The following is a 26485-nucleotide window of genomic DNA, read 5'->3' as shown; positions in this document are numbered from 1 at the left end:
TTTTTTTGTGCCTGCGGTCACCCCGGGCTTGTCGCGGGGGCCACCGTGCCACACACTCGCCGCATCGGGACTGCGACCCGTGGACCCCGGCACGAGGCCGGGGTGACGGATGGGGGAATGGGGCATGAAGGCACATTGGTTGTTGGGCGCAGCATTGGCGCTCTTTCCCGCGACCGTCCAAGCGCAGAAATACGACGAACGCCCCGCCACGCTCGTGCCCGCGACCGAGGGTTTCAACTATGAGCGCCGCACCGTCGAGATCCCGATGCGCGACGGGGTCAAGCTCCACACCATCATCCTGATCCCCAAGGGCGCGCACGACGCGGGCATCGTGATGACCCGCACGCCGTACAGCGCGGACGGGATGACGGGGAAGGGCGGCAACAACGCCGATCTCGCCTCGAGCATCACCGGCTACGACAATGCGACCGACGTGATCGTCGAGGGCGGCTACATCCGCGTCGTGCAGGACGTCCGCGGCAAATACGGGTCGCAGGGCATCGCGATGATGAACCCGCCGCTCCACGACACCGCGCTCAACCCAACGCATACCGATGATTCGACCGACACCTACGACACGATCGACTGGCTGGTGAAGCACCTGCCCGAATCGAACCGCAAGGTCGGGATCATGGGGATTTCCTACGACGGCTTCCTGTCGTTGATGCCGCTGATCGACCCGCACCCCGCGCTCGTGGTGGCGGTGCCCGAGAACCCGATGGTCGACGGCTGGCGCGGGGACGACTGGTTCCACAACGGCGCGTTCCGGCTCGGGATCGATTACATCTGGGAGCAGATCGCGACCCGCGACAATTCGTCGCCTTATGCTCGCACCACCTATGACGAATATGACTCCGCGATGCGCGCCGGGTCGGCGGGCGCGCTCGCCAAGGCGCACGGGCTCGACCAGATCGGTTTCTGGCGGAAGCTCTCCGCGCATCCGGCCTATGACAGCTTCTGGCAGGCGCAGGCGATGGACCAGGTCCTCGCGCGCTATCCGCTCAAGGTGCCGGTGATGCTCGTCCACGGCTTGTGGGACCAGGAGGATATCTACGGCGCGACCGCGGTGTACCGCGCGCTCAAGCCCCAGGATACCGCCGGGAACATGGTCTATCTGACGATGGGCCCGTGGTATCACGGCCAGCAGATCGACGAGGGCAGTGCGCTCGGCGACATCAAATGGGAGCAGGACACCGCCAAATGGTGGCGCCGCACCGTGCTCGGCCCGTTCCTCGCGCATTACCTCAAGGGCACGCCGATGGACGTCGCCCCCGTCACCGCGTTCCAGAGCGGCACCAACCAGTGGCAGCGTCTGCCCGGCTGGTCCGCGCAGCCGGCGATGACCAAGCTGTTCCTCCAGCCGGGCGACGCGGTCGGCTTCGCGCCCGCGCCCGCAACCGCGCCGGTGCAGACCGCGGACTATGTCTCCGATCCCGCGCATCCGGTGACGAACGTCGCGCGCCCGGTCCGCCCGGTCGGCTATGAGGACAATCACTGGAAGGCGTGGCTGGTCGGCGACCAGCGGGTCGTCTCCAGCCGCCCCGACGTGCTGACCTTCACCGGCCCGGTGCTGACGCAGGCGGTGACGATCGCGGGGCAGCCGGTCGTCCATCTCACCGCCGCGACCAGCGGGACCGACAGCGACTGGGTGGTCAAGCTGATCGACGTCTATCCCGACCAGGTCCCGAGCGAGCCGAAGATGGGGGGCTATCAGCTCGCGGTCGGCATGGACATCTTCCGCGGGCGCTACCGCGAGGGGCTCGACCATGCGGTGGCGCTCAAGCCCGGCGTCCCGCTGGCGTATAGCTGGGCCTTGCCGCAGGCGAACCATGTGTTCCTGCCCGGGCACCGCATCATGGTGCAGGTCCAGTCGAGCTGGTTCCCGCTCTACGATCGCAACCCGCAGAGCTTCGTGCCCAACATCTTCTTCGCGAAACCGGCGGGTTACGTGAAAGCGACGCAGCAGGTGACGGTGAGCGGCCCGGACCAGAGCTATATCGCGCTGCCAGTGGTGCACTGACTTCTCCCTCTCCCCGCTTGCGGGGAGAGGGAGCAGAAGACGTTTACCTACCCAATCGCGTTACATGCCCCATCTTGCGCCCCGGCCGCGTTTCCTTGCCGTACAGGTGCAGATGCGCGCCCGGCTCCGCGAGGATCTCCGCCCAGCGATCGGCGTCATGCCCGATCAGATTCTCCATCGCGACGCTCGGCGCAGTCAGCGCGGTATCGCCCAGCGGCAGCCCGCAGATCGCACGGATGTGGTTCTCGAATTGCGAACACGCCGCGCCCTCGATCGTCCAATGCCCCGAATTGTGGACACGCGGCGCCATTTCGTTGAACACCGGGCCGTCCGCGCCCGCGAAGAACTCGCACGCCAGCACCCCGACATAGTCGAGCCGGTCCGCGATCCGCCCCGCAAGCGCCGCCGCCTCGCCCCATTGCGACGCGATTTCGGCGGGCGCGGGGAGGGTGGAGCGCGCGAGGATGCCGTCCTCATGCTCGTTCCACGGCGGCGGATAGCTCACCATCTGCCCGTCGCCGCGACGCACCAGCAGGATCGAGAATTCGTGGCTGAAGGTGACGAACCCCTCGAGGATCGCGGGCCGCTGCCCGATCGCATCCCACGCCGCGGCCACCTCGCCTGCGTCCATGATGCGGACCTGGCCCTTGCCGTCATAGCCCATGCGGAGTGTCTTGAGGATCGCCGGCGTCCCGATCTCCGCGACCGCCGCCTCGAGCTCGGCGAGCGTCTCGACCTTCGCCCAGGGCGCGGTGCGGCCACCGATTTCGCCGACGAATGCCTTTTCGCTCGCGCGATCCTGCGCGATGCCGAGTGCGGCGGGGGCCGGGTGGACCGGCACCTTCGCCGCGAGATACTGGACGGGATCGAGCGCGATATTCTCGAACTCATAAGTGACGACATCCGCCGCCGCGGCGAATTCGTCGAGCACGATCCGGCTGTGATAATCCGCGCGGGTGAAGCTCGTCGCGGTCTGCGCCGCGACCGCTTCCTCGTCGGGCGCGAGGATGCGCGTGTGATAGCCGAGCTGCGCCGCGGCCACCGCGAGCATCCGCCCGAGCTGCCCGCCACCGAGGATACCGATCGTCGAACCGGGGGGAAGCATCGTCATGCCGGATCGGTGGCGACGCCGTCGGTCTGCGCGGCGCGCCACGCCTGCAACCGTGCGGACAGGTCGGGGTCGGACAGCGCGAGGATCGCGGCGGCGAGCAGCGCCGCGTTCTTCGCGCCCGCCTTGCCGATCGCGAGCGTGCCGACCGGAATGCCCGCGGGCATCTGGACGATCGAATACAGGCTGTCGACGCCCTTGAGCGTCTTGCTCTCGACCGGCACGCCCAGCACCGGAAGATGCGTCAGCGCGGCGGCCATGCCGGGCAGATGCGCCGCCCCGCCCGCGCCCGCGATGATCACCTTGAGCCCGCGTCCCGCCGCGCTACCCGCATAGTCGTACAGCCGGTGCGGGGTGCGGTGCGCGGAGACGACCTTGGCCTCCTGCGCGATGCCGAGCTCGTCGAGCAGATCGGCGGCGTGGCGCATCGTCTCCCAATCGGAAGTGCTGCCCATGATGATGCCGACAGAGGGTTCCATCGCCCGGGGTTAGCGGGGCGACGGCGCAAGAGCAACCATCCGCGTGACGGCTTAACCATAACGGTTGCGGAACCAATCGGTGCGAGAACGAGTTAAGCGGATCAGTCTCACAGTACAGGGTGCTGCTTCAATGAACCGCAAGATCTCTGCCATTTCCTGCGCCGCAATGTCGGCCGTTCTCGTCTTCGCGACGCCTGCGTTCGCCGAAGGCAAGGCCGACCGCGCGCGCGTCGCGATCGCCGCTGCGCAGGCCAAGATCGATGCCGCCAACAAGGTCGGCGCGACCGGCGAGGTTCCCCGCATGCAGGCAGCCGCGCAGGCCGCGCTGCGCACCGCACAGGAGGATCTTGCGCGCGGCGACAAGGAGCAGGCGATCGCCGCGGCGAACCACGCGTCCGAGCTGGCCGACACCGCCATCGGTGAATCGCAGCGCGCGCGGACCCAGGCGGCACGCGCCGCCAACGGTGAAGCGCGCGATGCCGCCGCCAACGCGCAGGCCGATGCCGCCGCCGCCAACCAGCGCGCGGTCGCCGCAGAGCAGGCGGCGTCCGCCGCCGCCGCCGATGCAGCCGCCGCCCGCGCGACCCCCGTCGTCGTCGCAGCCCCGGTCGCACCGACCACGACCGTGACGACCGAGACCGAGAAGGTCGCGACCCCCGCGCCGCGTCCCGCCGCCCGCCGTGTCGTCAAGCGCACCGTCCGCCACACCGCGGTACGCCCGGCACCCCGGACGGTCGAGAAGACGACCACCACGGTGAAGACCGAGGCCAACTGAGTTTCCCGAATTCCCGTCGCGCCGGGCGCACCCGGCATTCATCGACCTGCCAGTTTGTAGCGTATGGCGTATCGCAGGTGGATGAACCCCGGCACCGGGCCGGGGCGGCGCGGAAGTGTTTTGTACCGCGTACCCAATATCATCGTCACCCCGGCCCCGCGCCGGGGTGACGGTCTGATTAGCGCTCGTTCAGATAATAGCGATCCGTCGCCGCCAGCGTGTCGTCGAGTTCGTAGACGATCGGCTGGCCGGTCGGGATCTCCAGCGTGGTGATCTCGTCATCCGGGATACCCGAGAGATGCTTGACCAGCGCGCGCAGTGAATTGCCGTGCGCCGAGATCAGCACGCGCTGCCCCTCCTTCAACGCCGGCACGATCCGCGCCTCCCAATAGGGCAGGACGCGCGCGATCGTGTCCTTGAGGCTTTCGGTCGCGGGAATGGCGATCCCGGCATAGCGGCGGTCCTGCGACAGGTCATAGGCGCTGCCCGCTTCCATCGGCGGCGGCGGCACGTCGAAGCTGCGGCGCCAGATGTGGACCTGCGCCTCGCCATGCTTTTCCGCGGTCTCGGCCTTGTTGAGCCCGGTCAGCCCGCCATAATGCCGTTCGTTCAGGCGCCAGTCCTTCTCGACCGGAAGCCACAGCCGGTGCATTTCCTCGAGCGCCAGATTGAGCGTCTTGATCGCGCGGGTCTGCAGGGAGGTGAAGCACTGGTCGAAATCGAGCCCCTTCTCCGCCATCAACCGCCCCGCCGCGCGCGCTTCCTCGGCGCCCTTTTCGGTCACGTCGACGTCCCACCAGCCGGTGAAGCGATTCTCGAGGTTCCAGCTGGACTGGCCGTGGCGGATCAGGACGAGCGTTGGCATGTGCGATGGTCTCCTTTCCCGACGACGGCCGGGAACCCAATTGCGCGCCGGGGTATCGCCTGGGGCATTCGCGATCAACCTCGGGGTTGGGGGCGGAGGCGGATTTGCGGACGCAGACCCACCGTGCCCCCCGATCATCCGCGCGACAGGCACCGAGCCGCAACCCGGTCCCGCCGGGCAGTCTCACCCGGTGGCGCGATAGGCGTCGGGGATGACGAACACCGAGTCCGCGCGGGCGTACCCGCCATCCTTGACCTCCTCGATCAGGACCATCGTGTGCGGGCGCGCGGCTTCGGAGAAATATTCGACCAGCATCGCGGTCGTGCGGTGGACGATCTCTTCCTTCTGCGCGCGTGTGAGCGCGGCTTCCGGAACCTTGAAGTTGGCAAACGGCATATCGGGTCCTTCGGGTTGGGTTGGGTCGGTGGGGAGGGGGGAAGCAGCTCGGCGAGCCTGCTCGTCAGAGTACGCCGCCATTCGCGCGAATGACCTGTCCGCTGATCCAGCGGCCGTCAGGACTGGCGAGGAAAGCGACGACCGACGCGATATCCGCGGGCTCGCCGAGCCGGCCGAACGGGTTCATCCGCGCGATCGCGGCGACCTGTTCGTCGGACTTTCCGCCGAGGAACAGGTCGGTCGCGACCGGCCCCGGCGCCACGGCGTTGACCGTGATCCCGCGCTTGCCAATTTCCTTGGCGAGGATGTGGGTCATCGCCTCGACCGCTGCCTTGGTCGCGGCGTAGACGCCGTAGGTGGGCTGATAGAGACCGACGACGCTCGACGAGACGCTGACGATCCGCCCGCCGTCACGCATCCGCTTCGCGGCCTCGCGCATCCCGCGGAAGACGCCACCGAGATTGGTGGCGACCTGGCTGTCGAACGCCGCGTCGTCGCAGTCCCCCAGCGGCGCGAGCTGCATGATGCCCGCATTGTTGACGAGGATGTCGACACCGCCGAACGCCGTCTCCGCGGCATCGAACAGCGCAGGCATCCCCGCCGGATCCGCGATGTCCGCCGGCATGGCGATCGCGCGGCCGCCGCCCCGTTCGATGGCGGCGACGATGCGCTCGGCCGAGGCGCGGTCCCGCGCGTAGTTGACGACGATGGCGATGCCGTCCGCCGACAGCCTGGTGGCGATGGCTGCCCCGATCCCCTTCGATGCTCCTGTGACGATGGCGGTTCGCGCCGGGTGTTGCGACATGGCAGATCTCCTTCACCGCGGAGATAGTCGGTCGAGATATCGGCGATAATCCGTCCGAACTTGACATGTTCGTTCGGCCCACGCGAACAATGTTCGGATGGACCACCTCGCCAGCCTTCGCCTGTTCGTCCGCGTCGTCGAGCGCGGCAGCTTCACCCGCGCCGCGGCGGATCGAGGGATTCCCCGCTCGACCGCGACGGAAGCCATCCGGCAGCTCGAGCAGCGGTTGCGCGCGCGCCTGCTCGATCGCACGACGCGGCATGTCGCGCCGACGCCCGACGGCGTGCAATATTATCAACGTTGCCTGATGATCCTCGCCGATCTCGATGACGCCGAGTCGGTTCTGCGCGACAGCGAGCCGCACGGTCCGTTGCGGATCGATGCACCGGGATTGCTGACCCGGACGTTCATCCTTCCCGCGCTGCCTGGGTTTCTGGACCGCTATCCGCGTATCGACGTGCAGTTCGGGCAAAGCGATCGGCTGGTCGATCTGGTCCGCGAAGGCGTCGATTGCGCGATCAGGGCCGGCACCCCCGCCGACAGCGACCTGATCCAGCGCCGCCTGGGCACGATCGGCGAAGTGACCGTGGCGAGCCCGGCGTATCTCGAACGGCGCGGCATGCCCGCCTCGCTCGATGACCTTGGTGGACATGACATGGTCGGTTTCCTGTCATCGCGAAACGGGGAGGTCATGCCCTTGGAGTTCAGCGTCGACGGCGGTCTGCGCGAGATCCGGCTTCCGATGCGGGTCAGCGCGAACCATTCCGATACGACCGCCGATCTTGCCCGGCGCGGCTTCGGGTTGATCCAGGCACCGCGATATCGGTTCAAGGCAGAGCTGGACGCGGGGACGCTCGTCGAGGTGTTGCCCGACAATCCGCCGTCCCCGACGATGCTGTCGGCGCTGTTTCCGCAAAGTCGCCAGTCGGCCCCGCGTCTGCGCGTGTTCCTGGATCTCGTTACGACCGTTTTTCAACAGACGACGCTATTGAAGTGACCGGCGCGACCGCGCTGGACCCGAACGGAAGCGCCCAGGCCCCAGCTCAGATCCCGTCGATCATCTCCGCCAGCACGTCGAGGCAGGCATGCGCGAGCGTCTTCGAGCGCTCGCCCGACCAGCCGAATTCGGCGTCCGGGTTGGGATCGTGGTCCTTGAACGGCATTTCCAGCGTCATCGACACCGCGCCGAACCGTTCCGCGACCTGATTGGTCGACATCGACAGGTTCGCGCGGCCGGGGGCCGCCTTGTCATAGCCCTTGGCGGTCTGGAAATCGGGGGTCACCGCCTCGAGCCGCTGCCCGAACTCGGTATATTTCGCGCCCTGCGTCTCGGTCCACGACGGAATCCCCTCGAACCCGGCGAAGAAGTTTGCAGGGATCGCCTCGTCGCCGTGGACGTCCATCGCGAAGTCGACGCCGGTCCGGTCCATCGCCGCAAGCACGCACAGCACTTCCGGGCTCTTCTCGGGCGTCGGGGTGAGCCATTCGCGGTTGAGGTTCACCCCCGCCGCATTGGTGCGCAAATGCCCGCGGAACGAACCATCGGGGTTCATGTTCGGCACGCAATAGAACGTCGCCTTCGCCAGCAGCGCGGCGGTGGCGGGATTGGCGGTGTCGGTCAGCCGCTCGAGCAGGCCTTCCATGAACCATTCGGCCATGCTCTCGCCCGGATGCTGCCGCGCGTAGAACCATATCGGCTTGGGGCCGGTACCGAGCTCGAAGCAATCGATCGACCGCCCGTCGAGCGTCTGGCCGAGTTCGTGGTGCTTCACGCCCGGTGCGAGCGCGATCCGCGCGACCAGGTCGTCATGCCGTTCCATCGTATACGGCTGGAAATAGGCGAACCAGGCGAGATCGCCCGTCCCGGTCCATTCGAACTCGAGCACCCCGTCGACGTAGCGCGTCGGGATCATCCGCCAGTGGATCCGGTCGGTGCTGACGCGCACCTTGTAGCCCGGCCAGCCGAACGGATAGGCCGAGCCGCCCGCGTTCAGGATCCGGAAGGTGCAGCTCGTCCCCTTCACGCCCGAGACGCGGAAGTGGAACCACTGGTAGAAATCCGACTGGCGATCGTGCGCGATGTTGAGATCGATCCGGGCGGCATGGCTGCCCCCCGAATCGATCCCGACCAGCTGGATGTTGCCGCTGTCGAAGGCGGCGGTAACGGCGATGGTGTTCTGGATGAGGCTCATTTCACCGTGATAGTGCGGCCCGAATCCCCGGGGAAGCCCTGGAACAGCGCCATCGCCAATTTCCGCGCGACCGCATCGGGCTGCGCATCCCGCGCGGACCCGTCGGCGCTGGTCTGCGCGCGGCCTTCCCAGATGATCGTCTGGTCGCTGCGGCGGCGGATCTGCACCTGCATGTCGGTCAGCACCACGGTGCGATATTTCGGACGACCGATCGGGAAGGAAATCCCGCCGCCGAGCCCGACGCCGCCGCCGCCCCGATAGCCACCGCCGCCATAGCCGCCACCGCCGAGCCCGACCTGCAACCCGCTGCTGCGCGGTGCGCCTTCGCGATATTGCCGGTTGAAGCCGACCACGGCGATATATTGCGAGGTCGCGCCGGCGGCCGGCATGGTGAAGCCATACCGCATCGCCTCCGCCTGGACCGCACCCGCATAGTTGCGGAATTCGAGCCCGTCATCGATCGGCTGCCGATCCTGCGGATTGCGCGGGGTCGGCTCGGTCCCGACGTTCGATCCATATGTGCCGTACCGGCCGACCGCGCCACGCTGCATCGGCTCGACCGCGAGCGTCCCCGTCTCGAGCGGTGCGCCGAGGTGGAAGCGGGTCACTTCCACCGGGCCGCTGCGCGTCGTCGTCGCGCAGCCCGCGAGCGCGGTTGCTGCTACCAATGCCAGTCCCAAACCGATTTTCATGCGCTTGCGCCTTTAAGAGAGCTTGTTGCGATGGGGTAACGCCTCGACGCCCGGTTGGGGTTCCGCGGCAACCCGATCTTGACTAAGAGTGATTGGCCCCATATGCGAGCGCCTCTTTTCCACATTCCAGAATTTGCAAAGCGAATCGATCATGAAGATCCGCAATTCCCTGAAGTCGCTCAAGGGCCGTCATCGCGACAACCGCGTGATTCGTCGTCGTGGGCGCACGTACATCATCAACAAGACCAACCGTCGCTTCAAGGCGCGCCAGGGTTAATCACCCGATGCGTGCCCGGACGCGTGCCGTCGTTTTCGACGTCGGCAACGTCCTGTACGACTGGAACCCGCGGTTCCTCTATGAGCGCCTGATCGATGATGATCGGGCGCTCGACGCGTTTCTGCGGGATGTTGCGACCAAGGACTGGCATTTCCAGCATGACGCTGGCCGCCCCTTCGCCGAGACCTCGGCGGAGCTTGCGGCCGCGCATCCGGATCATGCCCATCTGATCGCCGCCTGGGGGCCGCGATTCATCGATCAACTCGGGGGGATGCTTCCGGGGATGGACGCGCTCGTGCGCGAGATCGATTCGGCGGGCGTGCCGCTTTATGCCATCACCAACTTCTCCGGCGAGTTCTGGCCGCCGTTCCGCGCGCGTGAGGCGGACCTGTTCGATCGCTTCGTCGATATCGTGGTGTCGGGCGACGAACTGCTGACCAAGCCCGATCCTGCCATCTATCGCCTCGCGCTCGATCGCTTCGGATTGGCCGCGGAAGATGCGCTGTTCGTCGATGACCGCGAAGACAATGTCGCGGGCGCGCAGAGCGTCGGCATGCCCGCGGTGGTGTTCACCGATGCGGAAACGCTGCGCGCGGATCTGGTAAACCTCGGACTTCTAGCCTGACCCAAATGGAGCGCTCCTGCGCAGGCAGGAGCCCAGGGTAACAGGCGCGGCGCTTCGGACTCTGGGCGCCTGCCTGCGCAGGAGCACGAGCGATTCGGCGGCTCTTCCGTGCGTCATGCCGGGGCCGTGCCGGCATCCACCGTGGTGCAAGTCCGCGGCAGACGATGCGGACGACGGTGGACCCCGGCACGAGGCTGGGGTGACGGTCAGCGGTCGGTCAGTCCTACCTTACTTATAGTCCTTCAATTCGTCCCCGATGATCCGCACCACGTGGAGCACGTTGGTCGACCCCGGCGTCTTGAACGGCACGCCCGCGATGATGATCACGCGGTCGCCCGCCTTGGCCAGCGTGTGGCGCAGCGCCATGCGCTTCGCCTTCGCCACCATCGCCTCGAACGAATCGACGTCCTTGGTGTGGACCGCATAGGCGCCCCACAGCAGCCCGGCACGCCGTGCGGTCTCGATGTTCGGGGTCAGCACCATCAGCGGCACGCCCGGCCGCTCGCGCGCGACACGACGCGCGGTCGAGCCCGAGGCGGTGAAGCAGATGATCGCCGCGGCATCGACGGTGTGCGCGATGTTCTTGGCGGCTTCCGCCAGAGCGTCGGCGGTGGTCGGGTCCGAATGGATCTGCGTGAAGTGGATCCGGTCGCCATGCGTCGGGTCCTTTTCGACCGCCTCGCCGATCGCGTTCATCATCGCGACCGATTCCTTCGGCCATGCACCAGCGGCGCTTTCCGCCGACAGCATGATCGCATCCGCGCCATCATAGATCGCGGTCGCCACGTCGGAAACCTCGGCGCGAGTCGGCGAGGGCGAGGAGATCATCGATTCGAGCATCTGCGTCGCGACCACGACCGGGCGGCCGAGGCGGCGCGAAACCTCAATGATCCGCTTCTGGAGCGGGGGCACGCTCTCGGGCGGCAATTCGACACCGAGATCGCCGCGCGCGACCATCACGCCGTCGCACGCCTCGACGATTTCCTCGAGCCGCTCGATTGCCGAAGGCTTCTCGATCTTGGCGAGCAACGCGGTCTTGCCGCCGATCAGCTTGCGCGCCTCGGCGAGATCCTCGGGCCGCTGGACGAAGCTGAGTGCGATCCAGTCGACGCCCTGGTCGACCGCGAAGGCGAGGTCGCTACGATCCTTCTCGGTCAGCGCGGCCATCGGCAGCACGACGTCGGGGACGTTGAGCCCCTTGTTGTTCGACAGCGCGCCGCCGACGATAATCTCGGTGACGATCGTCGTCTCGGTGTGGCTGGTCACGCGCAGCACCAGCTTGCCGTCGTCGAGCAGCAGCCGGGCACCGGGCTCGATCGCCTCGAAGATCTCGCGGTGCGGGAGCTCGACGCGAGTCGCATCGCCCGGGGTCGCATCGCGGTCGAGCGTGAAGGTGTTGCCGGTGACGAGCTCGACCCGGCCGCCCTCGAACTTGCCGACGCGCAGCTTCGGCCCCTGCAGATCGGCGAGGATCGTCGACGGGCGATTGTAGGTCTTCTCGAGCGCGCGGATCGCCTGGATCACCGCGACCTTCGACTGCTGGTCGCCGTGGCTCATGTTGACGCGGAAGGCATCGGCCCCCGCTTCGAACAGCGTGGCGATCATCTCGGGCGTATTGCTGGCGGGACCGAGCGTCGCGAGAATGCGGACTTTGCGCGCGCGGGGGCTGATGGCCTTTGTCATGGATTGTCCTTGCCCTGGGGAGTGGCGTTGCGCGTGCCGCTCTAACCCCTATCTCGGCACGATCAACCTTTGGAGCGTGCGATGAGCGATTTGAATGACCTGGACGATTCGGTGGCGGCGGCGGCGTTCCGGCGGCTGGTGCTCCATCTGCGCCACCGCGATGACGCGCAGAACGTCGACCTGATGGGGCTGGCGGGGTTCTGCCGCAACTGCCTGTCGGATTGGGTGCAGGAAGCATCGCACGGCAGCCTCGACAAGGACGCCGCGCGCGAGACGATCTACGGCATGCCCTACAGTGAGTGGAAGACGCACCACCAGGGCGACGCGACGCCGGAGCAATTGCAGCGGATGAAGGACAGCGTCGCGAAGAATGCGTGACCCGTGGCGGGCAGGGCGGACGCGGGGGGGTGACGCGGGGGCCGCGGATGGGTAAGGCCCGCGTCCACCGCCATTCGCCCTGAACCGCCACCGAGCGTGTCGACCCGGCGTATCGCAAAGTGCCCGCTGATCCAGCGCGGCGCCCCCGATACGCCCCGACCCTGCCCGGCCCCTGTTCGGGACGGATGGTCCACGATCTGTTTGCAGGGGACTTTTCATGAGCGAGACCATCGCCGCCGACCAGCTACGCCTTCTCATCGAGCGCATCGAGCGGCTCGAGGAAGAGAAAAAGGGCATCGCGGACGACATCAAGGATGTCTACGGCGAAGCCAAGTCGACCGGGTTCGACGTCAAGACGATCCGCACCATCGTGCGCCTGCGCAAAATGGAAAAGCACCACCGCGACGAGGCAGAAATGCTGCTCGAGACGTACAAGCAGGCGCTCGGCCTGGCGTAAGCGCCGACCGACCTACACTCTTGCCGTCATGCCGGACTTGTTCCAGCATCCACTTCGCCCCGGACGGTATGCGACGGGGCACAGGATGGATCCCGGCCCAGGCGCCGGGATGACGCGCAGGCAAAGCAGAGAGACCCATGGCAGGCCATTCCAAATACAAGAACATCATGTACCGCAAGGGCGCGCAGGATAAGAAGCGCTCGGGCATGTTCTCCAAGCTCAGCCGCGAAATCACCGTCGCGGCGAAGATGGGCCTGCCCGATCCGGACATGAACCCGCGCCTGCGCATGGCGATCAACGCCGCCAAGGCGCAGTCGATGCCCAAGGACAATATCCAGCGCGCGGTCGACAAGGCATCGAAGGGCGATACCGAGAATTACGAGGAAATCCGCTACGAGGGCTTCGGTCCCGGCGGTGTCTCGCTGATCATCGAGGCGCTCACCGACAACCGCAACCGCACCGCGACCAACGTCCGCACCGGCATGGCCAAGAACGGTGGCAATCTCGGCGCGTCGGGCTCGGTCAGCCATGCGTTCGATCGGATGGGGCTGATTTCCTATCCGGCGTCGGCGGGCGATGCCGAGAAGGTGTTCGAGGCGGCGCTGGAAGCCGGTGCTGAGGACGTCCAGTCGAGCGATGAGGGTCACGAGATCTGGACCTCGAACGAATCGCTCCACGAAGTCGTGACCGCGCTGACCCCGGTGCTCGGCGAGCCCGAAGGCGCGAAGCTCGCATGGCGTCCGCAGACGATGGTCGAAGTCGGCGAGGACGACGCGGCGACGCTGTTCAAGCTGATCGACGTGCTCGACGACGATGACGACGTGCAGACGGTCTGGGGCAATTACGAAGTGTCCGACGCGATCCTCGAAAAGCTCGGCTAACGCCCTCTTAAAAGCCCCTCCCCTTCAGGGGAGGGGTTGGGGTGGGACAGTGTCTCACCGAGAAGGGCCTAAGTAAGAATTTATCACGCAAAGCCGCAAAGCCGCGAAAAGAAGAAGAAAATGCCTCCCGGCACGCCGGGCTCGTTCCGGCATCGCCTCGCGTAACTTCCGCGAAGCGGAGGATTCGAACTCTGGTGAATCCCGGGCCAAGCCCGGGATGACGGCAGCGGAGACGGTAGCTTCCCTGCCGTCCCTCTTCGTGCCTTTGTGGCTTTGTGCGAGAACCCCCTTCCTTTACCCGGCCAAACCAATGACAGACCCAAAGCCTTCTTCCTTCGCGGCTTCGCGCCTTTGCGTGAAACCCCCTTCTTCCAACCCAACATGCTGATCCTCGGCCTGGACCCAGGCCTCGGCACCACCGGCTGGGGCCTGATCCGCGCCGAAGGCAACCGCCTGAGCCACGTCGCCAACGGCCGCCTCAAGACCGACACCGCCGCGCCGCTCGCCCGCCGCCTCGCGCATCTCGACGCGATGCTCGCCGCGCTGATCGTCGATCATGCGCCGGACGCGTGCGCGGTCGAGGAAGTGTTCGTCAATTCCAACCCGCAAAGCACGCTCAAGCTCGGTCAGGCGCGCGGCGTCGTGCTGTGCGCGGGCGCGCGGGTCGGGCTCGAGGTCGGCGAATATGCCGCGCGGCTGGTCAAGAAGGCGGTGGTCGGCGTCGGCAATGCGGACAAGGCGCAAGTCCATGCGATGGTGTCGGTGCTGCTCCCGGGCGTCAAGATCGACGGCGCGGACGCGGCGGACGCGCTGGCCGTGGCGATCTGCCACGCGCACCACATGGCGAGCGCCCGGCGCATCCCCTGATTTCGCTTTGCCGCCGAGCGCCGTCCCGGGTACCTACGGCGGCAGCACGACGGTCGAGGGGTGCCGAGGCCCTAAGACAATCATTCTTTTACAAGGGCTTACCCTAATGCCGCGACTGGCGTCTGTGCAATGATCGCTCACTTACGCGGCGTCCTCAGCGCGACCGACCTCGACCATGCGGTGATCGACGTCGGCGGGGTCGGCTACCTCGTCGGCGCGTCGTCGCGCACGCTCTCCGCGATCGGCCCGGTCGGCGAGCCGGTGATGCTCCACACCGAGATGCTGGTCGCCGAGGACTTCATCCGCCTCGTCGGCTTCGCAAGCGCGGCCGAACGCGACTGGTTCCGGCTGCTGACCGGCGTGCAGGGCGTCGGCGCGCGGGTCGCGCTGGCGATCCTGTCGGCGCTCGAACCGACCGATCTCGTCCGCGCGATCGCCGCGCAGGACAAGGCGATGGTCGCGCGCGCCAACGGCGTCGGCCCCAAGCTCGCCGAGCGGATCGTCCGCGAACTCAAGGACAAGACCGGCGGCATCGCGCTCGGCAGCGGCGGCAGCGGCGCGGTCGCCCCGGTCGGCGCGGGCGCGGATGCGGTATCGGCGCTGCTCAACCTCGGCTTCCGCCCCGCCGAAGCGAGCAGCGCGGTCGCGGCGGCGGAGGAGGAACTCGGCACAGGCGCGACGCTCGACGCACTGGTCAGACTGGCGCTGCGCAAGGCGGCGAAGTAGGGGGCGGGCTAAACCACTGCGCTCGGCAACGGTTTGCCTGAAAAATGCGCATCGAGATTGGCGAGCACGAGCGCCGCCATCGCCGCGCGGGTCTCGACCGTGGCGCTGCCCTGATGCGGGGACAGGACGACGTTCGGCATCGTCTTGAGCGCCTCGGGCACGGCGGGTTCGTCCGCGAAGACGTCCAGGCCAGCCCCTGCGATCTCGCGCGTTTCCAGTGCCGCAACCAGCGCGCCCTGATCGACCAGGCTGCCGCGCGCTACGTTGACCAGCACGCCCTCGTTGCCAAGTGCCGCCAGCACCGCCGCATCGACGATGCGCTGCGTCCCGGCCCCTCCCGGCGCGGCGAGGATCAGCACGTCGCACGCTGCGGCGAGCGCGGTGATGTCGGGCACGAACCGCCACGTGACCGGCTTCTCGCTGCGCGCGGTGTAGAGGATCTCGCCGCCGAACGGTTCGGCGCGCCGCGCGATCGCTTGGCCGATCCGGCCCAGCCCGAAAATCCCGATCGTCCGCCCACTCGCCTGCCGCGCGAGCGGAACGTTCCAGCCGCCGTCACGCACCGCTGCGTCGTTCGCCGCGATCCGCCGCTCGACCGCGAGCCACAGCCCGATCGCGAGGTCGGCGACGTCATCGGTCAGCACGTCGGGGGTGTTGGTCACGCGAACCCCACGCGCCTTCGCTACGTCTAAATCGATCCCGTCATAACCAACGCCGTTGATCGCGATGATCTCCAGCGCGGGGAGCCGGTCGATCAGCGCGGCGTCGACCACGCTGCTTCCGCCCCCACAGATCGCGCGGGTCGTCGCAGGCGGATCGGTGCGGTGGACCGTGAAGCGCTGCTCCAGCGCAGCGACCAGATCGGGGGCCATGTCGGCGATGAGATACAGATCGGGAAGGTCAGCCATCGTCACGCCTTACCCGCTGCGCCTTGCCCCGCCCAGCCACCGCGCGCTATCGCGTCGCAATGACCGAAGACCGCATCCTCACCGCTGCCCGCACGCCCGAGGACGTCGATGCCGCGCTGCGCCCAAAGTCGCTCGACGATTTCGTCGGGCAGAAGGCCGCGCGCGAGAATCTGCGCGTCTTCATTGCGGCGGCACGTGCGCGTGGCGATGCGCTCGATCACGTGTTGTTCTTCGGCCCGCCGGGGCTCGGCAAGACCACGCTCGCGCAGATCATCGCGCGCGAGATGGGGGTCGGGTTCCGCGCGACCTCGGGGCCTGTGATCGCCAAGTCGGGGGATCTCGCCGCGCTACTGACCAATCTCGAGGATGGCGACGTGCTGTTCATCGACGAGATCCACCGCCTCCAGCCCGCGGTCGAGGAAGTCCTCTACCCCGCGATGGAGGACCGCGCGCTCGACCTGATGATCGGCGAGGGGCCGAGCGCGCGCAGCGTCCGGATCGACCTCCCGCGCTTTACCTTGGTCGGCGCGACCACCCGGCAAGGGTTGCTCACCACGCCGCTGCGGGACCGCTTCGGCATCCCGGTGCGGCTGTCCTTCTACACGGTCGAGGAACTGACGCGGGTCGTGACGCGCGCGGCCGGGCTGCTCGGCCTTGCGATCACCCCCGAGGGCGCGACCGAAGTCGCCCGCCGGTCGCGCGGGACGCCGCGCATCGCAGGGCGGCTGCTCCGCCGCGTCCGTGATTTCGCGCATGCCGCCGGACGGGACAGCGTCGATGCGACCGAGGCCGATCTTGCGCTCAACCGGCTCGAGGTCGACAAGCTCGGGCTCGACGCGATGGACCGGCGCTACCTGATGATGATCGCGGACATTTATCGCGGCGGCCCGGTCGGGGTGGAAACCCTTGCGGCGGGCTTGAGCGAACCCCGCGACACGGTCGAGGAAGTGATCGAACCGTATCTCATCCAGTTGGGCCTGATCGCGCGGACGGCGCGGGGGCGGTGCCTCAATGCGGGCGGGTGGAAGCACCTCGGGCTCAACCCGCCGGCGGGGAGCCAGGAAAGCCTGTTCGAAAGCTGAGGTGCGATCCTGATCCCCCACCCGAACAGCCGGCCAAAGATTATGTTGTGCGGCGCAAGATGGAACGTGGCCAAGCAATCTGTTAGCGCCATCGCATGACGACTGCAGCCGCTTCCGCCCGCGAGATCCTCGTCCGTCTTCACGACGTGATGGCGTCGCGAACGCCGGCGCAATCAAAGCTCAACGCGGTCGTCGGGATCGTCGGCGAGGCGATGGCGAGCGAGGTCTGTTCGATCTACCTGCTCCGCGAAGGCGTGCTCGAACTCTTCGCCACCCGCGGCCTCGCGCAGGAGGCGGTGCACGTCACTAAGCTGGCGATGGGCGAGGGGCTCGTCGGCACGATCGCCGAACAGGTCGAGACGCTCAATCTCGACGAGGCCGCGTCGCACCCCGATTTCGCCTATCGCCCCGAGACCGGCGAGGATCGGTTTCACAGTTTCGCGGGCGTGCCGATCATCCGGCGCGAGCGCGCAGTCGGCGTGTTGTGCGTCCAGCACGTCGAATCGCGCCGCTACGCCGATGTGGAGATCGAGGCGTTGCAGACGGTCGCGATGGTGCTGAGCGAACTCATCGCCAATGCCGAACTGGTCGACGCCAGCGGCGCGGCGACGATGCGCCCGCAGTCGACCGCGCCGATGCGGATCGCCGGGCTTCGGCTCGTCGACGGGATGGCGAGCGGCTATGCCGTGTTCCACCAGCCGCGCGTCCATGTCGAACATACCGTCGCCGAGGATGCCGAGGCCGAGCGCCACCGCGTCTATGCCGCGTTTGACAAGATGCGCGACCAGATCGAGCGGCTCGCGAGCCAGGCCGAATTCGGCGGCGGTGGCGAGCATGAGGAAGTGCTCGAGACGTACAAGATGTTCGCCTATGACGAGGGCTGGAGCCGTCGCATCAACGAGGCGATCGACAGCGGGCTTACCGCCGAAGCGGCGATCGAGCGCGTCCAGCAGCGCACGCGGATGCGGATGCGGCAGATCGATGATCCTTTGCTCGCGGATCGGATGCACGATCTCGAGGATCTGTCGAACCGGTTGCTGCGGATCGTCTCGGGGCAGATGGGTACCGCCGCGCAGATGGGGCTGCGGCAGGACACGATCCTGATCGCGCGCAATCTCGGGCCCGCCGAGCTGCTCGAATATGACCGCCGTCGCCTGAAGGGCGTGATCCTCGAGGAAGGCTCACTGACCGCCCATGTCACGATCGTCGCGCGCGCGATGGGCGTGCCGGTGCTCGGACGGGTGCGCGATGTGCGGCGGCTGATCGGCGAGGGCGATCTGTTGTTGCTCGACGTCACCGCGGGCAACGTCTTCGCGCGCCCGTCGTCCGCGATGGAGGAAGTGTTCGAGACCGCGTTGCAACTCCGCCAGAAGCGCCGCGCGGTGTTCGCCGCGCTCAAGAGCGAAGCACCGGTGACGAAGGACGGCCACCGCCTCACGCTGATGGTCAACGCCGGGCTGCGCGACGACGTCGCCGCGCTCGACATGACCGGGGCGGACGGAATCGGGCTGTTCCGCACCGAATTCCAGTTCCTCGTTTCCGCCACGCTCCCCTCGCGCGAGCGCCAGCAACGGCTGTACCGCGACGTGCTCGAAGCCGCAGGCGATCGCCCGGTGGTGTTCCGCACGGTCGACATCGGCGGCGACAAGGCGCTGCCCTATCTCAACAAGACCGACGCGGATGAGGAGAACCCCGCGATGGGGTGGCGTGCGCTCAGGCTGGCGCTGGAGCGTGGCGGGTTGATGAAGGTCCAGGCGCGCGCGCTGCTCGAGGCGGCGGCGGGGCGGACCTTGAGCGTGATGTTCCCGATGGTGAGCGAGCCGTGGGAATTCGACGAAGCGCGCGCCTTGTTCGAGGCGCAGCGCGACTGGCTTTCCGCGCGCAACAAGAAATTGCCGACAGAAATCCGCTATGGCGCGATGCTCGAGGTCCCGGCGCTGGCCGAGCAGCTCGACCTGCTGCTGCCCAACATCTCGTTCCTGTCGGTCGGCACCAACGACCTGACGCAATTCCTGTTCGCCGCCGATCGCGCCAACCCCAAGCTCGCCGAACGCTATGACTGGCTGAGCGCGGCGATCCTGCGCTTCCTTGTAAAGCTGGTCGAGCCGACGCGCGCGGCGGACGTGCAGCTTACGGTGTGCGGCGAGATGGGCGGGCGGCCGTTGGAAGCGATGGCGCTGATCGGCCTTGGGATCGAACGGCTTTCGATCACACCGGCGGCGGTCGGGCCGATCAAGGCGATGGTCCGCACGCTCGATCGCGCGGCCTTGTCCGCGCATATGGCGACGCTGCTCAAGGCCCCGCCGCGCGACATGCGCGGCGCATTGACCGAATGGGCCCGGCAACACGACGTCGAACTGGCGTGAACCGGGCGGCGACAAGCGCGCAAGGCGTTGACTTGTCCCGCCCGCTTTGTGAGACACGGGGGCGAGGGCCGGGCGCACCCGGGGCGCAACCGTCCGGCCGGAGGACTGCATGACCGATCCGTTACCGCCTGAAGAGGCGACGCTGTTCCCCAAGACGGCTGGCGAGCGGCTGCGCGAGGCGCGCGAGGCGATGGGGCTGTCGCTTGCCGAAGTCGCGGCGCGCACGCGGATTCCGGTGCGCCAGCTCGAGGCGATCGAGCAGTCGAACTTCGCCGCACTGCCGTCGATCACCTATTCGGTCGGCTTCGCCAAGGCGTACGCCCGCGCCGTGGGGGTCGACGAGGTTGCGGTCGGGCGCGATATCCGGGGAGCGGTCGACAAGCCGAGCACGCCACGCCGGATCGAATATGAGGCGTATGAAATCGTCGAGCCGTCGCGTGGCCCGACCCGCGGGCTTGCGCTCGGTGCGTTGATCGCGGCGGTGATTCTGCTGATCGGGGCGGGGATCTGGTATGGCACCAACCTGTTCCATCCCGAGGAAAACGCACCGGTCGGTTCCGCGCCGGTCGCCAGCACCGTGCCCGTCGCAGCACCGGCTCCGGCGCCGATCCCCACGCCGCAGAACGGGCCTGTCGTGCTCACTGCGACCGACGAGGTGTGGCTCAAGGTCTATGACGGCGCGAACAAGACGCTCTACATCGGGACGCTCAAGCCGGGCGAGGCCTATACGGTGCCGGGCGATGCCGCCGGGCCGATGATCAACGTCGGCCGTCCCGACAAGCTGCGCGTGACGGTCGGCGGCCAGCCGATCACGCCGCTGGGCGACGGCAAGCGCGCGATCAAGGACGTCAAGGTCGACCCCGCGTCGCTGATCGCGCGGGGCAAGCCTTCGACCGAAGCGGGTGCGGCACCCGACACGACGCAGCGTTCGCAAGGATCGCCGCGGACCGCCGCGGCGTCTGGCTCGGGGCTTAACATCGCCGCCCCGGCCGCGGTCGCGCCGGAACCCGCCGCGCCGTCGGGCGGCAGCAGCCCCACGCCGTGACGTCGGTCCGCGTCGCGATCTTTCTTTCCTTTCTTGCACCGGGGGGTGTTTGATGCGCCAGTTTCCAGTCGTCACGATCCTGCTCGCCGCCACCATGCTCGGCGGGACACCAGCGCTCGCGCAGTCCAATGTCGAGGGTCGCGTCGGTCGGCTCGAGAGCGAGATGCGTGCGGTCCAGCGCAAGGTCTTCCCGGGCGGCGCGGGGGCCTATGTCGAGCCTGACAATGTTGCGGCACGGCCGCAGGCGGTGATCCCGGGCACCCCCGCCGCCAGCCCGGTCGCGGATCTCACTGCGCGCGTCGATTCGCTCGAAGCGCAGCTGCGCCAGATGACCGGGCAGGTCGAGACCAACCAGCATCGGATCGACGTGCTCGAAGGCCGCCTCAGAACGATCGAGACCAACGCTGCCGCGCGTGCGGCCGATACGCCGCCCGCCGCTGCGCCCGGCGCGTTCGGCGGCGCGGGCGAAGCGCGGACGCTCGAGGAGCAGGCGGGCGACCGCCCGGCCCCCGCGAACCCGCGGCCGAGCGTGTCGCGCCCGTCCCCGGACGCCGCGGCGCCGACGATGGCCAACCCGACCCGCGCCGCCGCCGTGGCGGGGGATACGCAGCGGACTACCCAGGTCGCTTCGGTCGAGCGTCCGGAGACCGGCGATCCGGTCGAGGATACCTATCTCTACGGCTATCGGCTGTGGACGGCGAAGCGATATGCCGAGGCGGAAACGCAGTTCAAGACGGTCACGACCAAATACCCAAAGCACAAGCGCGCAAGCTATGCGCAGAACCTGCTCGGCCGGTCGTATCTCGAAGATGGCAAGCCATCGCTCGCCAGCCTCGCCTTCTACGACAGCTACAAGACCTGGCCCGATGGCGACCGCGCGCCCGAGAGCCTGTTCTACCTCGCACAGGCGCTGGTGAAGCTCGACAAGCCCGCGGCACAGGTGTGCAAGGTCTACACCGAACTCCAGCGCACCTATGGCGCGAAGGTCGATGCCGACCCCAAGATGAAGGCAGGGGTGGCAAAGGGCCGCGCGGCCTCGAACTGCAGCTGACATGACCGCCCCGGATCCGGGGCTCGATCCCGCGCAGGTCGCGCGGTTTCGCGGGGATGTGGCGGATACGCTGGGCGCGCCGCTGGCGACGGACGGCGTGCTGGCGCTCGCGGTGTCTGGCGGGCCCGACAGCATGGCGATGCTCGCGCTGGCGACCGCGGCGTTTCCGGGGCGCGTGTGCGCGGCGACCGTCGATCACGGCCTGCGCCCCGCCGCCGCGGACGAAGCCGCAATGGTCGCGCGCTGGTGTGTGACCCGCGGCGTCCCGCACCGGACGCTGCCGTTGCGCGAGACGATCGGAAAGACTGCGATCCAGGCGACGGCGCGTGCGCTGCGCTATGACGTTATGGGGCAATGGGTGATCGACTCCGGCGCGGTGGCGCTGGCGACCGCGCATCATGTCGAGGATCAGGCGGAAACCTTCCTGATGCGCGCGGTTCGGGGAACCGGTCCGGCCGGGCTTGCCGGCGTCCGGTTGCGGCGGACGCACGCGATCAGCGGCGACGGGGGGCATTTCACGATCATCCGTCCGCTGCTCGGCTGGCGCCGCGCCGCGTTGCGCGCGGTCGTGACGAATGGCGCGATTCCCTTCGTCGACGATCCGAGCAACGACGATACGCACTTCGAGCGGGTGCGCGTGCGGCACATGCTACGCGAGACGCCTTGGCTCGACCCGGCAGGCCTTGCCCGTACGGCGGCTCATGCGGGTTCCGCGCAACGCGCGCTGGAGGCGATGGCGGCGTGGCTGTGGGACGAACGGCTCGTCTCCGACGACGCGGTGGGCGTGAAAGTGCGGTTGGGGGATCTGCCGCGTGACATGCAGCGGATGCTGGCCCGCAGGGCAATCGCACGGGTGCGCGAAAAGCACCGTATCTCGCGCCCCGTCTTCGAGTCGGCGGGCGATATCGAGCCGGTGCTCGAGTCGTTGCGTGCGGGTACGCCGGGCACCAAGGCGGGCGTGATGGTGTCAGAACATTGCGGGATCTGGTATTTTCGTCCGGAACCGCCGCGTCGATCGTCCTGATCGACGAATCCGTCCTCGCGTTCCATTGCCATTAATCCTTCTGTGCTTATCTTGGGCGTTCGAGAAAGGTACGACCCACCCATGAACGATAACGAGAAGCCGCCCGAAGGCCCGAACCCCTGGATGAAGTCGCTGCTCATCTGGGTCGGCATCCTGGTTGCGCTGGCATTGTTCGTGACGCTGATCGACACCCGTACCGCGACGACGGGGTCGAACCAGATCGCCTATTCGACCTTTCTCGACAAGGTCGAGAGTGGTGCGGTCCACGACGTCAATATCGCGGGCGAGGTCGTCACCGGCACCTATTCCGACAACACCAAGTTCCGCACCTTCGCGCCGCAGGATCCGCGGCTGACCGATCGCCTGCGCGAAAAGGGCGTCGTAATCAGCGCGAAGCCGGAAGAGGGCGCGCCGATCTGGCAGATCCTGCTGATGCAGTCGCTGCCGTTCTTCCTGTTCCTCGGCCTCGGCTATTTCGTCCTCCGCCAGATGCAGAAAAACTCGGGCTCGGGCGCGATGGGCTTCGGCAAGAGCCGCGCGAAGATGCTGACGCAGAAGGAAGGTCGCGTGACCTTCGACGACGTCGCCGGCATCGACGAGGCGCGCGAGGAGTTGCAGGAGATCGTCGAGTTCCTCAAGGACCCGACCAAGTTCGCCCGCCTCGGCGGCAAGATCCCGAAGGGCGCGCTGCTCGTCGGTTCGCCGGGGACCGGCAAGACCTTGCTTGCCCGCGCCATCGCGGGTGAGGCTGGCGTGCCCTTCTTCACCATATCGGGTTCGGACTTCGTCGAGATGTTCGTCGGCGTCGGCGCGAGCCGTGTCCGCGACATGTTCGAACAGGCCAAGAAGTCTGCGCCCTGCATCGTCTTCATCGACGAAATCGACGCGGTCGGTCGTCATCGCGGGGCCGGACTCGGCAACGGCAATGACGAGCGCGAGCAGACGCTCAACCAGTTGCTCGTGGAGATGGACGGGTTCGAGGCGAACGAGGGCATCATCATCATCGCGGCGACCAACCGTCCCGACGTCCTTGATCCCGCACTGTTGCGTCCGGGCCGCTTCGATCGTCAGGTCGTCGTGCCGCGGCCGGATATCGAGGGCCGGATCAAGATCCTCGAAGTCCACATGAAGAAGGTGCCGCTGGCACCCGACGTCGATGCGCGCGTCATCGCACGCGGTACCCCGGGCTTCTCGGGCGCGGATCTCGCCAACCTTGTCAACGAGGCGGCGCTGACCGCGGCGCGCAAGGGCAAGCGGCTGGTCGCGATGGGCGAGTTCGAGGAAGCCAAGGACAAGGTCATGATGGGCGCCGAGCGTCGGTCGATGGTCATGACCGAGGATGAGAAGCGGATGACCGCCTATCACGAGGCGGGCCATGCGATCGTCTCGATCCACGAAGCGGCGTCCGATCCGATCCACAAGGCGACGATCATTCCGCGCGGTCGCGCGCTGGGCATGGTGATGCGTCTGCCGGAGCGCGATTCGTACAGCTATCACCGCGACAAGATGTACGCGAACCTCGCGGTCGCGATGGGCGGTCGTGTCGCAGAGGAAGTGATCTTCGGCTATGACAAGGTGTCGTCGGGGGCGTCTTCGGACATCCAGTATGCGACGGGTCTCGCGCGCGACATGGTCACCAAATGGGGCATGTCGGACAAGGTCGGTCCGGTCGAATATTCGCAGCCGGAAGGTGAGTCGTTCCTCGGCTATTCGAGCTCGCAGCCGGTCCGCATGTCGAACCAGACCGCGCAACTGATCGACGACGAGATCAAGACGATCGTTCAGGGTGGTCTCGATCGCGCCAAGCATCTGCTGACGCATCACATCGACCAGTTGCACCTGCTGGCGGGCGCGCTGCTCGAATATGAGACGCTTTCGGGCGACGAGATCAAGGCGCTGATCGCCGACGGCAGCATGTCGCGCGACGATGGTCCCAAGAGCCCCTCGGTTCCGGGGGCGGGCACCTCGATCCCCAAGACGCGGCGACCCAAGGGCGGCGGCCCGTTCGGGAGCCCGGCACCCGCTGGCGCCTGATCCGAACTGACCTGCGTAAAAGGCGTCGTCCCGATCGGGTCGGCGCCTTTTTCGGATCTGGCGACGTGGTGAGGCGGCTCGGCGTAAACGGCGTCTCCTGCCCTTTTGCCAACCCTTGGCCCGTGACACCTTCGGTCAATGGCAAGCGGAGGGGTAGGGATGCGGGGACGATCGGCAATTGCGGGTGCTGTGGTTCTGGCGTTCGCGCCCATGATGGCCAAAGCGATGACGGTCGACACGTTCCTCGCCAAGGCAAGAGCGCTTCAGGCAAAAGGCGTGCTCGCCGCCGCCTCCCCCGATTTGACGGACGTCCGCGGCGAGATAGCGACGGCGGCGCACGCGTACCGCGCGCAAGTCGAAGCGGACCGTCTCGCGGGCAAGCCGCCGCGGAGTTGTCCACCGCCGCGCGGCAAGGCCAATGTCGACGCGAAGACGTTGATCGCCGATTTCGCCGCGCTCCCGCCAAGCGACCGATCGCAGAGCGTTACCACCGCGTTTCAGGCGATGATGCAGCACCGGTATCCCTGCGGCTGAACGCAGCAAGCGGGAACGCCACCCATCGTCCGTTCCGAGCGGTGTCGAGAAACACGCGCCGTGCCGGTTTTCCCGACGGCACCCGCAACGGACCGATCGGGATGGGGCGAGAGCCCCTTATTCCGCGATCATCCCCAGCACGCCGACGAAGAACAGCAGACCGGCAACATACGCCGAGCAGACCAGCGCCACCGTCCGCCACAAGGCACCGAACCGGCTCAGCCGATAGGCCCCCTTGAGCTGCCGATACATGTGCAGCGGCGGCCCGAGCAGGAACACCGTCCCGACCAGCTTGCCCGAAACCCCGACCGCGAGCAGGATCGTCAGGACCACCGTCCCCATCGTCATTGCGGACAGCGAATAGATAGCGAAGATGGCGTGATCATACGGCCCGACATCGCGGCGGAACGCAAACAGCAGCCAGATGAACGGCAGCGAGATCGGGATCAGCGCCCAGCTGAATTTGTACGCGGTCGATTGCAGCTTGTAGAGGAACAGCTTGGGCGCGGCGAACGCGTGCGCGATCCGTTCGTCGAGCATCTTGCTCCCGGTGTTGATGTCACCAACCGAGATCGGCTTGCTGAAATCGCCGTGGGTGAGCGCCTTGGCCGATTGCAAGCCCGCCGCGGTCTTGCGCAGCGCCTTGAGCTCGATCGCGATCTCGGCGGCCTTTTCGCCCTGATCGCGGCGTTTCTCGAGCACGCCGATCCGCGCCTCGGTGTCGGCGATCTCGGAGTCGAGCTTCGCGGGTGTCATCTTTGCGCCCTGCCGTTCGGCCGTACTCGTCCCGCCGATCGGCCCGCCGACCGTCTCGAACGTGGCGACCATCAGGAACACCGAAAAGAGGAACAGCGCGAGCGGGGACACGAACCGCGCGCGCTCGCCCGCAATGTAGCGCCGGGTCAACGCGCCCGGGCGGGTGAACAGCATCGGCAGCGTTCGCCAGATCTTGCCCTCGAAATGGAAGACGCCGTGCAACAGGTCATGCCCGATCGACGCGAGCGTGCGGTGCACGTGCGCGGCCTGGCCGCAGCGGTGGCAGAACTCGCCCGAAAGCCGCGTCCCGCAATTGAGGCACAAGCCCGCCGCCGCGCCGCCATGACCCTCCCGGTCGGGATAGGAATCGATCGCGTGCGCCGCGAGCATTCCGGTCGCTGCATCGCCTGCCGCCGTCAGCTCGGTCATGCGCCTTTCCCCTGTCATGCCGCGCAGATA

27 protein-coding genes are annotated in these 26485 nt (G+C 67.4%); 17 read left to right on the top strand and 10 right to left on the bottom strand.

Annotation, left to right across the window (positions count from 1 at the left end):
• Positions 1 to 124 precede the first annotated feature (124 nt).
• Complete coding sequence (locus RH91_RS02470) at positions 125 to 2020, top strand: CocE/NonD family hydrolase (protein ID WP_029623543.1); 1896 nt, start codon at positions 125 to 127, stop codon at positions 2018 to 2020.
• Positions 2021 to 2063: 43 nt separating this feature from the next.
• Here the strand turns inward: RH91_RS02470 and RH91_RS02465 are convergent, their stop codons facing one another.
• Both RH91_RS02465 and purE read right to left on the bottom strand, forming a co-directional pair.
• Positions 2064 to 3131, bottom strand: coding sequence for a 5-(carboxyamino)imidazole ribonucleotide synthase (locus RH91_RS02465; RefSeq protein ID WP_010160926.1), 1068 nt, complete (start codon positions 3129 to 3131; stop codon positions 2064 to 2066).
• Positions 3128 to 3607, bottom strand: coding sequence for a 5-(carboxyamino)imidazole ribonucleotide mutase (gene purE / locus RH91_RS02460; RefSeq protein ID WP_010160925.1), 480 nt, complete (start codon positions 3605 to 3607; stop codon positions 3128 to 3130). The genes RH91_RS02465 and purE overlap by 4 nt, the downstream gene beginning before the upstream one ends.
• A gap of 166 nt (positions 3608 to 3773) precedes the next feature.
• Here purE and RH91_RS02455 point away from each other — a divergent pair, with 166 nt between their 5' ends.
• Positions 3774 to 4382 carry a hypothetical protein gene (locus tag RH91_RS02455; protein ID WP_010160924.1) on the top strand — a complete coding sequence of 203 codons (609 nt, stop codon included), beginning with the start codon at positions 3774 to 3776 and terminating at the stop codon, positions 4380 to 4382.
• Positions 4383 to 4560: 178 nt separating this feature from the next.
• Here the strand turns inward: RH91_RS02455 and gpmA are convergent, their stop codons facing one another.
• The 3 genes from gpmA to RH91_RS02440 form a co-directional block, all read right to left on the bottom strand.
• On the bottom strand, positions 4561 to 5247 hold the full coding sequence (gene gpmA / locus RH91_RS02450) for a 2,3-diphosphoglycerate-dependent phosphoglycerate mutase (protein WP_010160923.1): 687 nt from the start codon (positions 5245 to 5247) through the stop codon (positions 4561 to 4563).
• A 183-nt stretch (positions 5248 to 5430) separates the two neighbouring features.
• Positions 5431 to 5643 (bottom strand): tautomerase family protein, encoded by a 213-nt coding sequence (locus RH91_RS02445; protein ID WP_010160922.1) that lies wholly within the window; start codon positions 5641 to 5643, stop codon positions 5431 to 5433.
• 64 nt (positions 5644 to 5707) lie between these two features.
• Positions 5708 to 6448 (bottom strand): SDR family oxidoreductase, encoded by a 741-nt coding sequence (locus tag RH91_RS02440; protein WP_010160920.1) that lies wholly within the window; start codon positions 6446 to 6448, stop codon positions 5708 to 5710.
• 97 nt (positions 6449 to 6545) lie between these two features.
• Between RH91_RS02440 and RH91_RS02435 the strand changes: the two genes are divergently transcribed.
• Complete coding sequence (locus RH91_RS02435) at positions 6546 to 7445, top strand: LysR family transcriptional regulator (RefSeq protein WP_010160919.1); 900 nt, start codon at positions 6546 to 6548, stop codon at positions 7443 to 7445.
• Positions 7446 to 7491: 46 nt separating this feature from the next.
• Here RH91_RS02435 and RH91_RS02430 read toward each other — a convergent pair whose 3' ends face one another.
• Together RH91_RS02430 and RH91_RS02425 are read right to left on the bottom strand one after the other, a co-directional pair.
• Entirely contained in the window at positions 7492 to 8640 is a 1149-nt protein-coding gene (locus RH91_RS02430; protein ID WP_010160918.1) for a M14 family metallopeptidase, read from the bottom strand.
• Positions 8637 to 9332: a DUF4136 domain-containing protein gene (locus RH91_RS02425; RefSeq protein ID WP_029623541.1), complete on the bottom strand. Its 696-nt coding sequence runs from the start codon at positions 9330 to 9332 to the stop codon at positions 8637 to 8639. Before RH91_RS02425 ends, RH91_RS02430 begins: the two co-directional genes overlap by 4 nt.
• Positions 9333 to 9483: 151 nt before the next feature.
• Here RH91_RS02425 and ykgO point away from each other — a divergent pair, with 151 nt between their 5' ends.
• Entirely contained in the window at positions 9484 to 9609 is a 126-nt protein-coding gene (gene ykgO, locus RH91_RS02420) for a type B 50S ribosomal protein L36 (protein ID WP_010160916.1), read from the top strand.
• A 7-nt stretch (positions 9610 to 9616) separates the two neighbouring features.
• Entirely contained in the window at positions 9617 to 10234 is a 618-nt protein-coding gene (locus RH91_RS02415; RefSeq protein ID WP_010160915.1) for an HAD family hydrolase, read from the top strand.
• Positions 10235 to 10462: 228 nt separating this feature from the next.
• Here the strand turns inward: RH91_RS02415 and pyk are convergent, their stop codons facing one another.
• Complete coding sequence (gene pyk / locus RH91_RS02410; RefSeq protein ID WP_010160914.1) at positions 10463 to 11917, bottom strand: pyruvate kinase; 1455 nt, start codon at positions 11915 to 11917, stop codon at positions 10463 to 10465.
• An 81-nt stretch (positions 11918 to 11998) separates the two neighbouring features.
• Between pyk and RH91_RS02405 the strand changes: the two genes are divergently transcribed.
• The 5 genes from RH91_RS02405 to ruvA all read left to right on the top strand — a co-directional run bounded on the left by RH91_RS02405 (position 11999) and on the right by ruvA (position 15226).
• A complete protein-coding gene (locus tag RH91_RS02405; RefSeq protein ID WP_010160913.1) occupies positions 11999 to 12295 on the top strand; it encodes a DUF1244 domain-containing protein in 297 nt (98 codons plus the stop codon).
• Positions 12296 to 12512: 217 nt separating this feature from the next.
• On the top strand, positions 12513 to 12752 hold the full coding sequence (locus RH91_RS02400) for a DUF2312 domain-containing protein (RefSeq protein ID WP_010160912.1): 240 nt from the start codon (positions 12513 to 12515) through the stop codon (positions 12750 to 12752).
• Positions 12753 to 12889: 137 nt separating this feature from the next.
• Positions 12890 to 13633 carry a YebC/PmpR family DNA-binding transcriptional regulator gene (locus tag RH91_RS02395; protein ID WP_010160910.1) on the top strand — a complete coding sequence of 248 codons (744 nt, stop codon included), beginning with the start codon at positions 12890 to 12892 and terminating at the stop codon, positions 13631 to 13633.
• Positions 13634 to 14014: 381 nt separating this feature from the next.
• The gene (gene ruvC, locus RH91_RS02390; RefSeq protein WP_010160909.1) at positions 14015 to 14500 is read left to right on the top strand and encodes a crossover junction endodeoxyribonuclease RuvC; all 486 of its coding nucleotides are present in this window, start codon (positions 14015 to 14017) and stop codon (positions 14498 to 14500) included.
• A 129-nt stretch (positions 14501 to 14629) separates the two neighbouring features.
• On the top strand, positions 14630 to 15226 hold the full coding sequence (gene ruvA / locus RH91_RS02385; protein ID WP_010160908.1) for a Holliday junction branch migration protein RuvA: 597 nt from the start codon (positions 14630 to 14632) through the stop codon (positions 15224 to 15226).
• Between the two features lie 8 nt (positions 15227 to 15234).
• Here ruvA and RH91_RS02380 read toward each other — a convergent pair whose 3' ends face one another.
• Positions 15235 to 16134, bottom strand: a complete 900-nt coding sequence (locus RH91_RS02380) for a 2-hydroxyacid dehydrogenase (RefSeq protein WP_010160907.1) — start codon at positions 16132 to 16134, stop codon at positions 15235 to 15237.
• A 59-nt stretch (positions 16135 to 16193) separates the two neighbouring features.
• Here RH91_RS02380 and ruvB point away from each other — a divergent pair, with 59 nt between their 5' ends.
• From ruvB to RH91_RS02345, 7 genes are all read left to right on the top strand, one after another.
• The gene (ruvB, locus tag RH91_RS02375; protein ID WP_010160906.1) at positions 16194 to 17216 is read left to right on the top strand and encodes a Holliday junction branch migration DNA helicase RuvB; all 1023 of its coding nucleotides are present in this window, start codon (positions 16194 to 16196) and stop codon (positions 17214 to 17216) included.
• A gap of 95 nt (positions 17217 to 17311) precedes the next feature.
• Positions 17312 to 19582, top strand: a complete 2271-nt coding sequence (gene ptsP, locus RH91_RS02370; protein ID WP_010160905.1) for a phosphoenolpyruvate--protein phosphotransferase — start codon at positions 17312 to 17314, stop codon at positions 19580 to 19582.
• Positions 19583 to 19691: 109 nt separating this feature from the next.
• Entirely contained in the window at positions 19692 to 20627 is a 936-nt protein-coding gene (locus RH91_RS02365; protein ID WP_010160904.1) for a helix-turn-helix domain-containing protein, read from the top strand.
• 52 nt (positions 20628 to 20679) lie between these two features.
• Positions 20680 to 21678 carry a tetratricopeptide repeat protein gene (locus RH91_RS02360; RefSeq protein WP_010160903.1) on the top strand — a complete coding sequence of 333 codons (999 nt, stop codon included), beginning with the start codon at positions 20680 to 20682 and terminating at the stop codon, positions 21676 to 21678.
• Position 21679: 1 nt separating this feature from the next.
• Positions 21680 to 22702 carry a tRNA lysidine(34) synthetase TilS gene (tilS, locus tag RH91_RS02355; protein WP_010160902.1) on the top strand — a complete coding sequence of 341 codons (1023 nt, stop codon included), beginning with the start codon at positions 21680 to 21682 and terminating at the stop codon, positions 22700 to 22702.
• Positions 22703 to 22783: 81 nt separating this feature from the next.
• Positions 22784 to 24736 carry an ATP-dependent zinc metalloprotease FtsH gene (ftsH, locus tag RH91_RS02350; RefSeq protein ID WP_010160901.1) on the top strand — a complete coding sequence of 651 codons (1953 nt, stop codon included), beginning with the start codon at positions 22784 to 22786 and terminating at the stop codon, positions 24734 to 24736.
• 213 nt (positions 24737 to 24949) lie between these two features.
• On the top strand, positions 24950 to 25270 hold the full coding sequence (locus RH91_RS02345; protein WP_232283389.1) for a hypothetical protein: 321 nt from the start codon (positions 24950 to 24952) through the stop codon (positions 25268 to 25270).
• 117 nt (positions 25271 to 25387) lie between these two features.
• On the opposite strand, the gene RH91_RS02340 is transcribed toward RH91_RS02345, so the two are convergent.
• A complete protein-coding gene (locus RH91_RS02340; protein ID WP_010160899.1) occupies positions 25388 to 26455 on the bottom strand; it encodes a DUF3667 domain-containing protein in 1068 nt (355 codons plus the stop codon).
• Between the last annotated feature and the right edge of the window lie 30 nt (positions 26456 to 26485).

The sequence above is a fragment of the Sphingomonas sp. PAMC 26617 genome, assembly GCF_000242835.1.
Classification (GTDB): Bacteria; Pseudomonadota; Alphaproteobacteria; order Sphingomonadales; family Sphingomonadaceae; genus Sphingomonas.
This window is presented reverse-complemented; position numbering and strand designations above follow the sequence as displayed.

What these genes read in the sequence shown, in the direction of transcription:
- RH91_RS02470 (WP_029623543.1), top strand. Translation starts at nt 125, where the DNA reads ATGAAGGCACATTGGTTGTTGGGCGCAGCATTGGCGCTCTTTCCCGCG.
- RH91_RS02465 (WP_010160926.1), bottom strand. Translation starts at nt 3,131, where the DNA reads ATGACGATGCTTCCCCCCGGTTCGACGATCGGTATCCTCGGTGGCGGG.
- purE (WP_010160925.1), bottom strand. Translation starts at nt 3,607, where the DNA reads ATGGAACCCTCTGTCGGCATCATCATGGGCAGCACTTCCGATTGGGAG.
- RH91_RS02455 (WP_010160924.1), top strand. Translation starts at nt 3,774, where the DNA reads ATGTCGGCCGTTCTCGTCTTCGCGACGCCTGCGTTCGCCGAAGGCAAG.
- gpmA (WP_010160923.1), bottom strand. Translation starts at nt 5,247, where the DNA reads ATGCCAACGCTCGTCCTGATCCGCCACGGCCAGTCCAGCTGGAACCTC.
- RH91_RS02445 (WP_010160922.1), bottom strand. Translation starts at nt 5,643, where the DNA reads ATGCCGTTTGCCAACTTCAAGGTTCCGGAAGCCGCGCTCACACGCGCG.
- RH91_RS02440 (WP_010160920.1), bottom strand. Translation starts at nt 6,448, where the DNA reads ATGTCGCAACACCCGGCGCGAACCGCCATCGTCACAGGAGCATCGAAG.
- RH91_RS02435 (WP_010160919.1), top strand. Translation starts at nt 6,546, where the DNA reads ATGGACCACCTCGCCAGCCTTCGCCTGTTCGTCCGCGTCGTCGAGCGC.
- RH91_RS02430 (WP_010160918.1), bottom strand. Translation starts at nt 8,640, where the DNA reads ATGAGCCTCATCCAGAACACCATCGCCGTTACCGCCGCCTTCGACAGC.
- RH91_RS02425 (WP_029623541.1), bottom strand. Translation starts at nt 9,332, where the DNA reads ATGAAAATCGGTTTGGGACTGGCATTGGTAGCAGCAACCGCGCTCGCG.
- ykgO (WP_010160916.1), top strand. Translation starts at nt 9,484, where the DNA reads ATGAAGATCCGCAATTCCCTGAAGTCGCTCAAGGGCCGTCATCGCGAC.
- RH91_RS02415 (WP_010160915.1), top strand. Translation starts at nt 9,617, where the DNA reads ATGCGTGCCCGGACGCGTGCCGTCGTTTTCGACGTCGGCAACGTCCTG.
- pyk (WP_010160914.1), bottom strand. Translation starts at nt 11,917, where the DNA reads ATGACAAAGGCCATCAGCCCCCGCGCGCGCAAAGTCCGCATTCTCGCG.
- RH91_RS02405 (WP_010160913.1), top strand. Translation starts at nt 11,999, where the DNA reads ATGAGCGATTTGAATGACCTGGACGATTCGGTGGCGGCGGCGGCGTTC.
- RH91_RS02400 (WP_010160912.1), top strand. Translation starts at nt 12,513, where the DNA reads ATGAGCGAGACCATCGCCGCCGACCAGCTACGCCTTCTCATCGAGCGC.
- RH91_RS02395 (WP_010160910.1), top strand. Translation starts at nt 12,890, where the DNA reads ATGGCAGGCCATTCCAAATACAAGAACATCATGTACCGCAAGGGCGCG.
- ruvC (WP_010160909.1), top strand. Translation starts at nt 14,015, where the DNA reads ATGCTGATCCTCGGCCTGGACCCAGGCCTCGGCACCACCGGCTGGGGC.
- ruvA (WP_010160908.1), top strand. Translation starts at nt 14,630, where the DNA reads ATGATCGCTCACTTACGCGGCGTCCTCAGCGCGACCGACCTCGACCAT.
- RH91_RS02380 (WP_010160907.1), bottom strand. Translation starts at nt 16,134, where the DNA reads ATGGCTGACCTTCCCGATCTGTATCTCATCGCCGACATGGCCCCCGAT.
- ruvB (WP_010160906.1), top strand. Translation starts at nt 16,194, where the DNA reads ATGACCGAAGACCGCATCCTCACCGCTGCCCGCACGCCCGAGGACGTC.
- ptsP (WP_010160905.1), top strand. Translation starts at nt 17,312, where the DNA reads ATGACGACTGCAGCCGCTTCCGCCCGCGAGATCCTCGTCCGTCTTCAC.
- RH91_RS02365 (WP_010160904.1), top strand. Translation starts at nt 19,692, where the DNA reads ATGACCGATCCGTTACCGCCTGAAGAGGCGACGCTGTTCCCCAAGACG.
- RH91_RS02360 (WP_010160903.1), top strand. Translation starts at nt 20,680, where the DNA reads ATGCGCCAGTTTCCAGTCGTCACGATCCTGCTCGCCGCCACCATGCTC.
- tilS (WP_010160902.1), top strand. Translation starts at nt 21,680, where the DNA reads ATGACCGCCCCGGATCCGGGGCTCGATCCCGCGCAGGTCGCGCGGTTT.
- ftsH (WP_010160901.1), top strand. Translation starts at nt 22,784, where the DNA reads ATGAACGATAACGAGAAGCCGCCCGAAGGCCCGAACCCCTGGATGAAG.
- RH91_RS02345 (WP_232283389.1), top strand. Translation starts at nt 24,950, where the DNA reads ATGGCCAAAGCGATGACGGTCGACACGTTCCTCGCCAAGGCAAGAGCG.
- RH91_RS02340 (WP_010160899.1), bottom strand. Translation starts at nt 26,455, where the DNA reads ATGACCGAGCTGACGGCGGCAGGCGATGCAGCGACCGGAATGCTCGCG.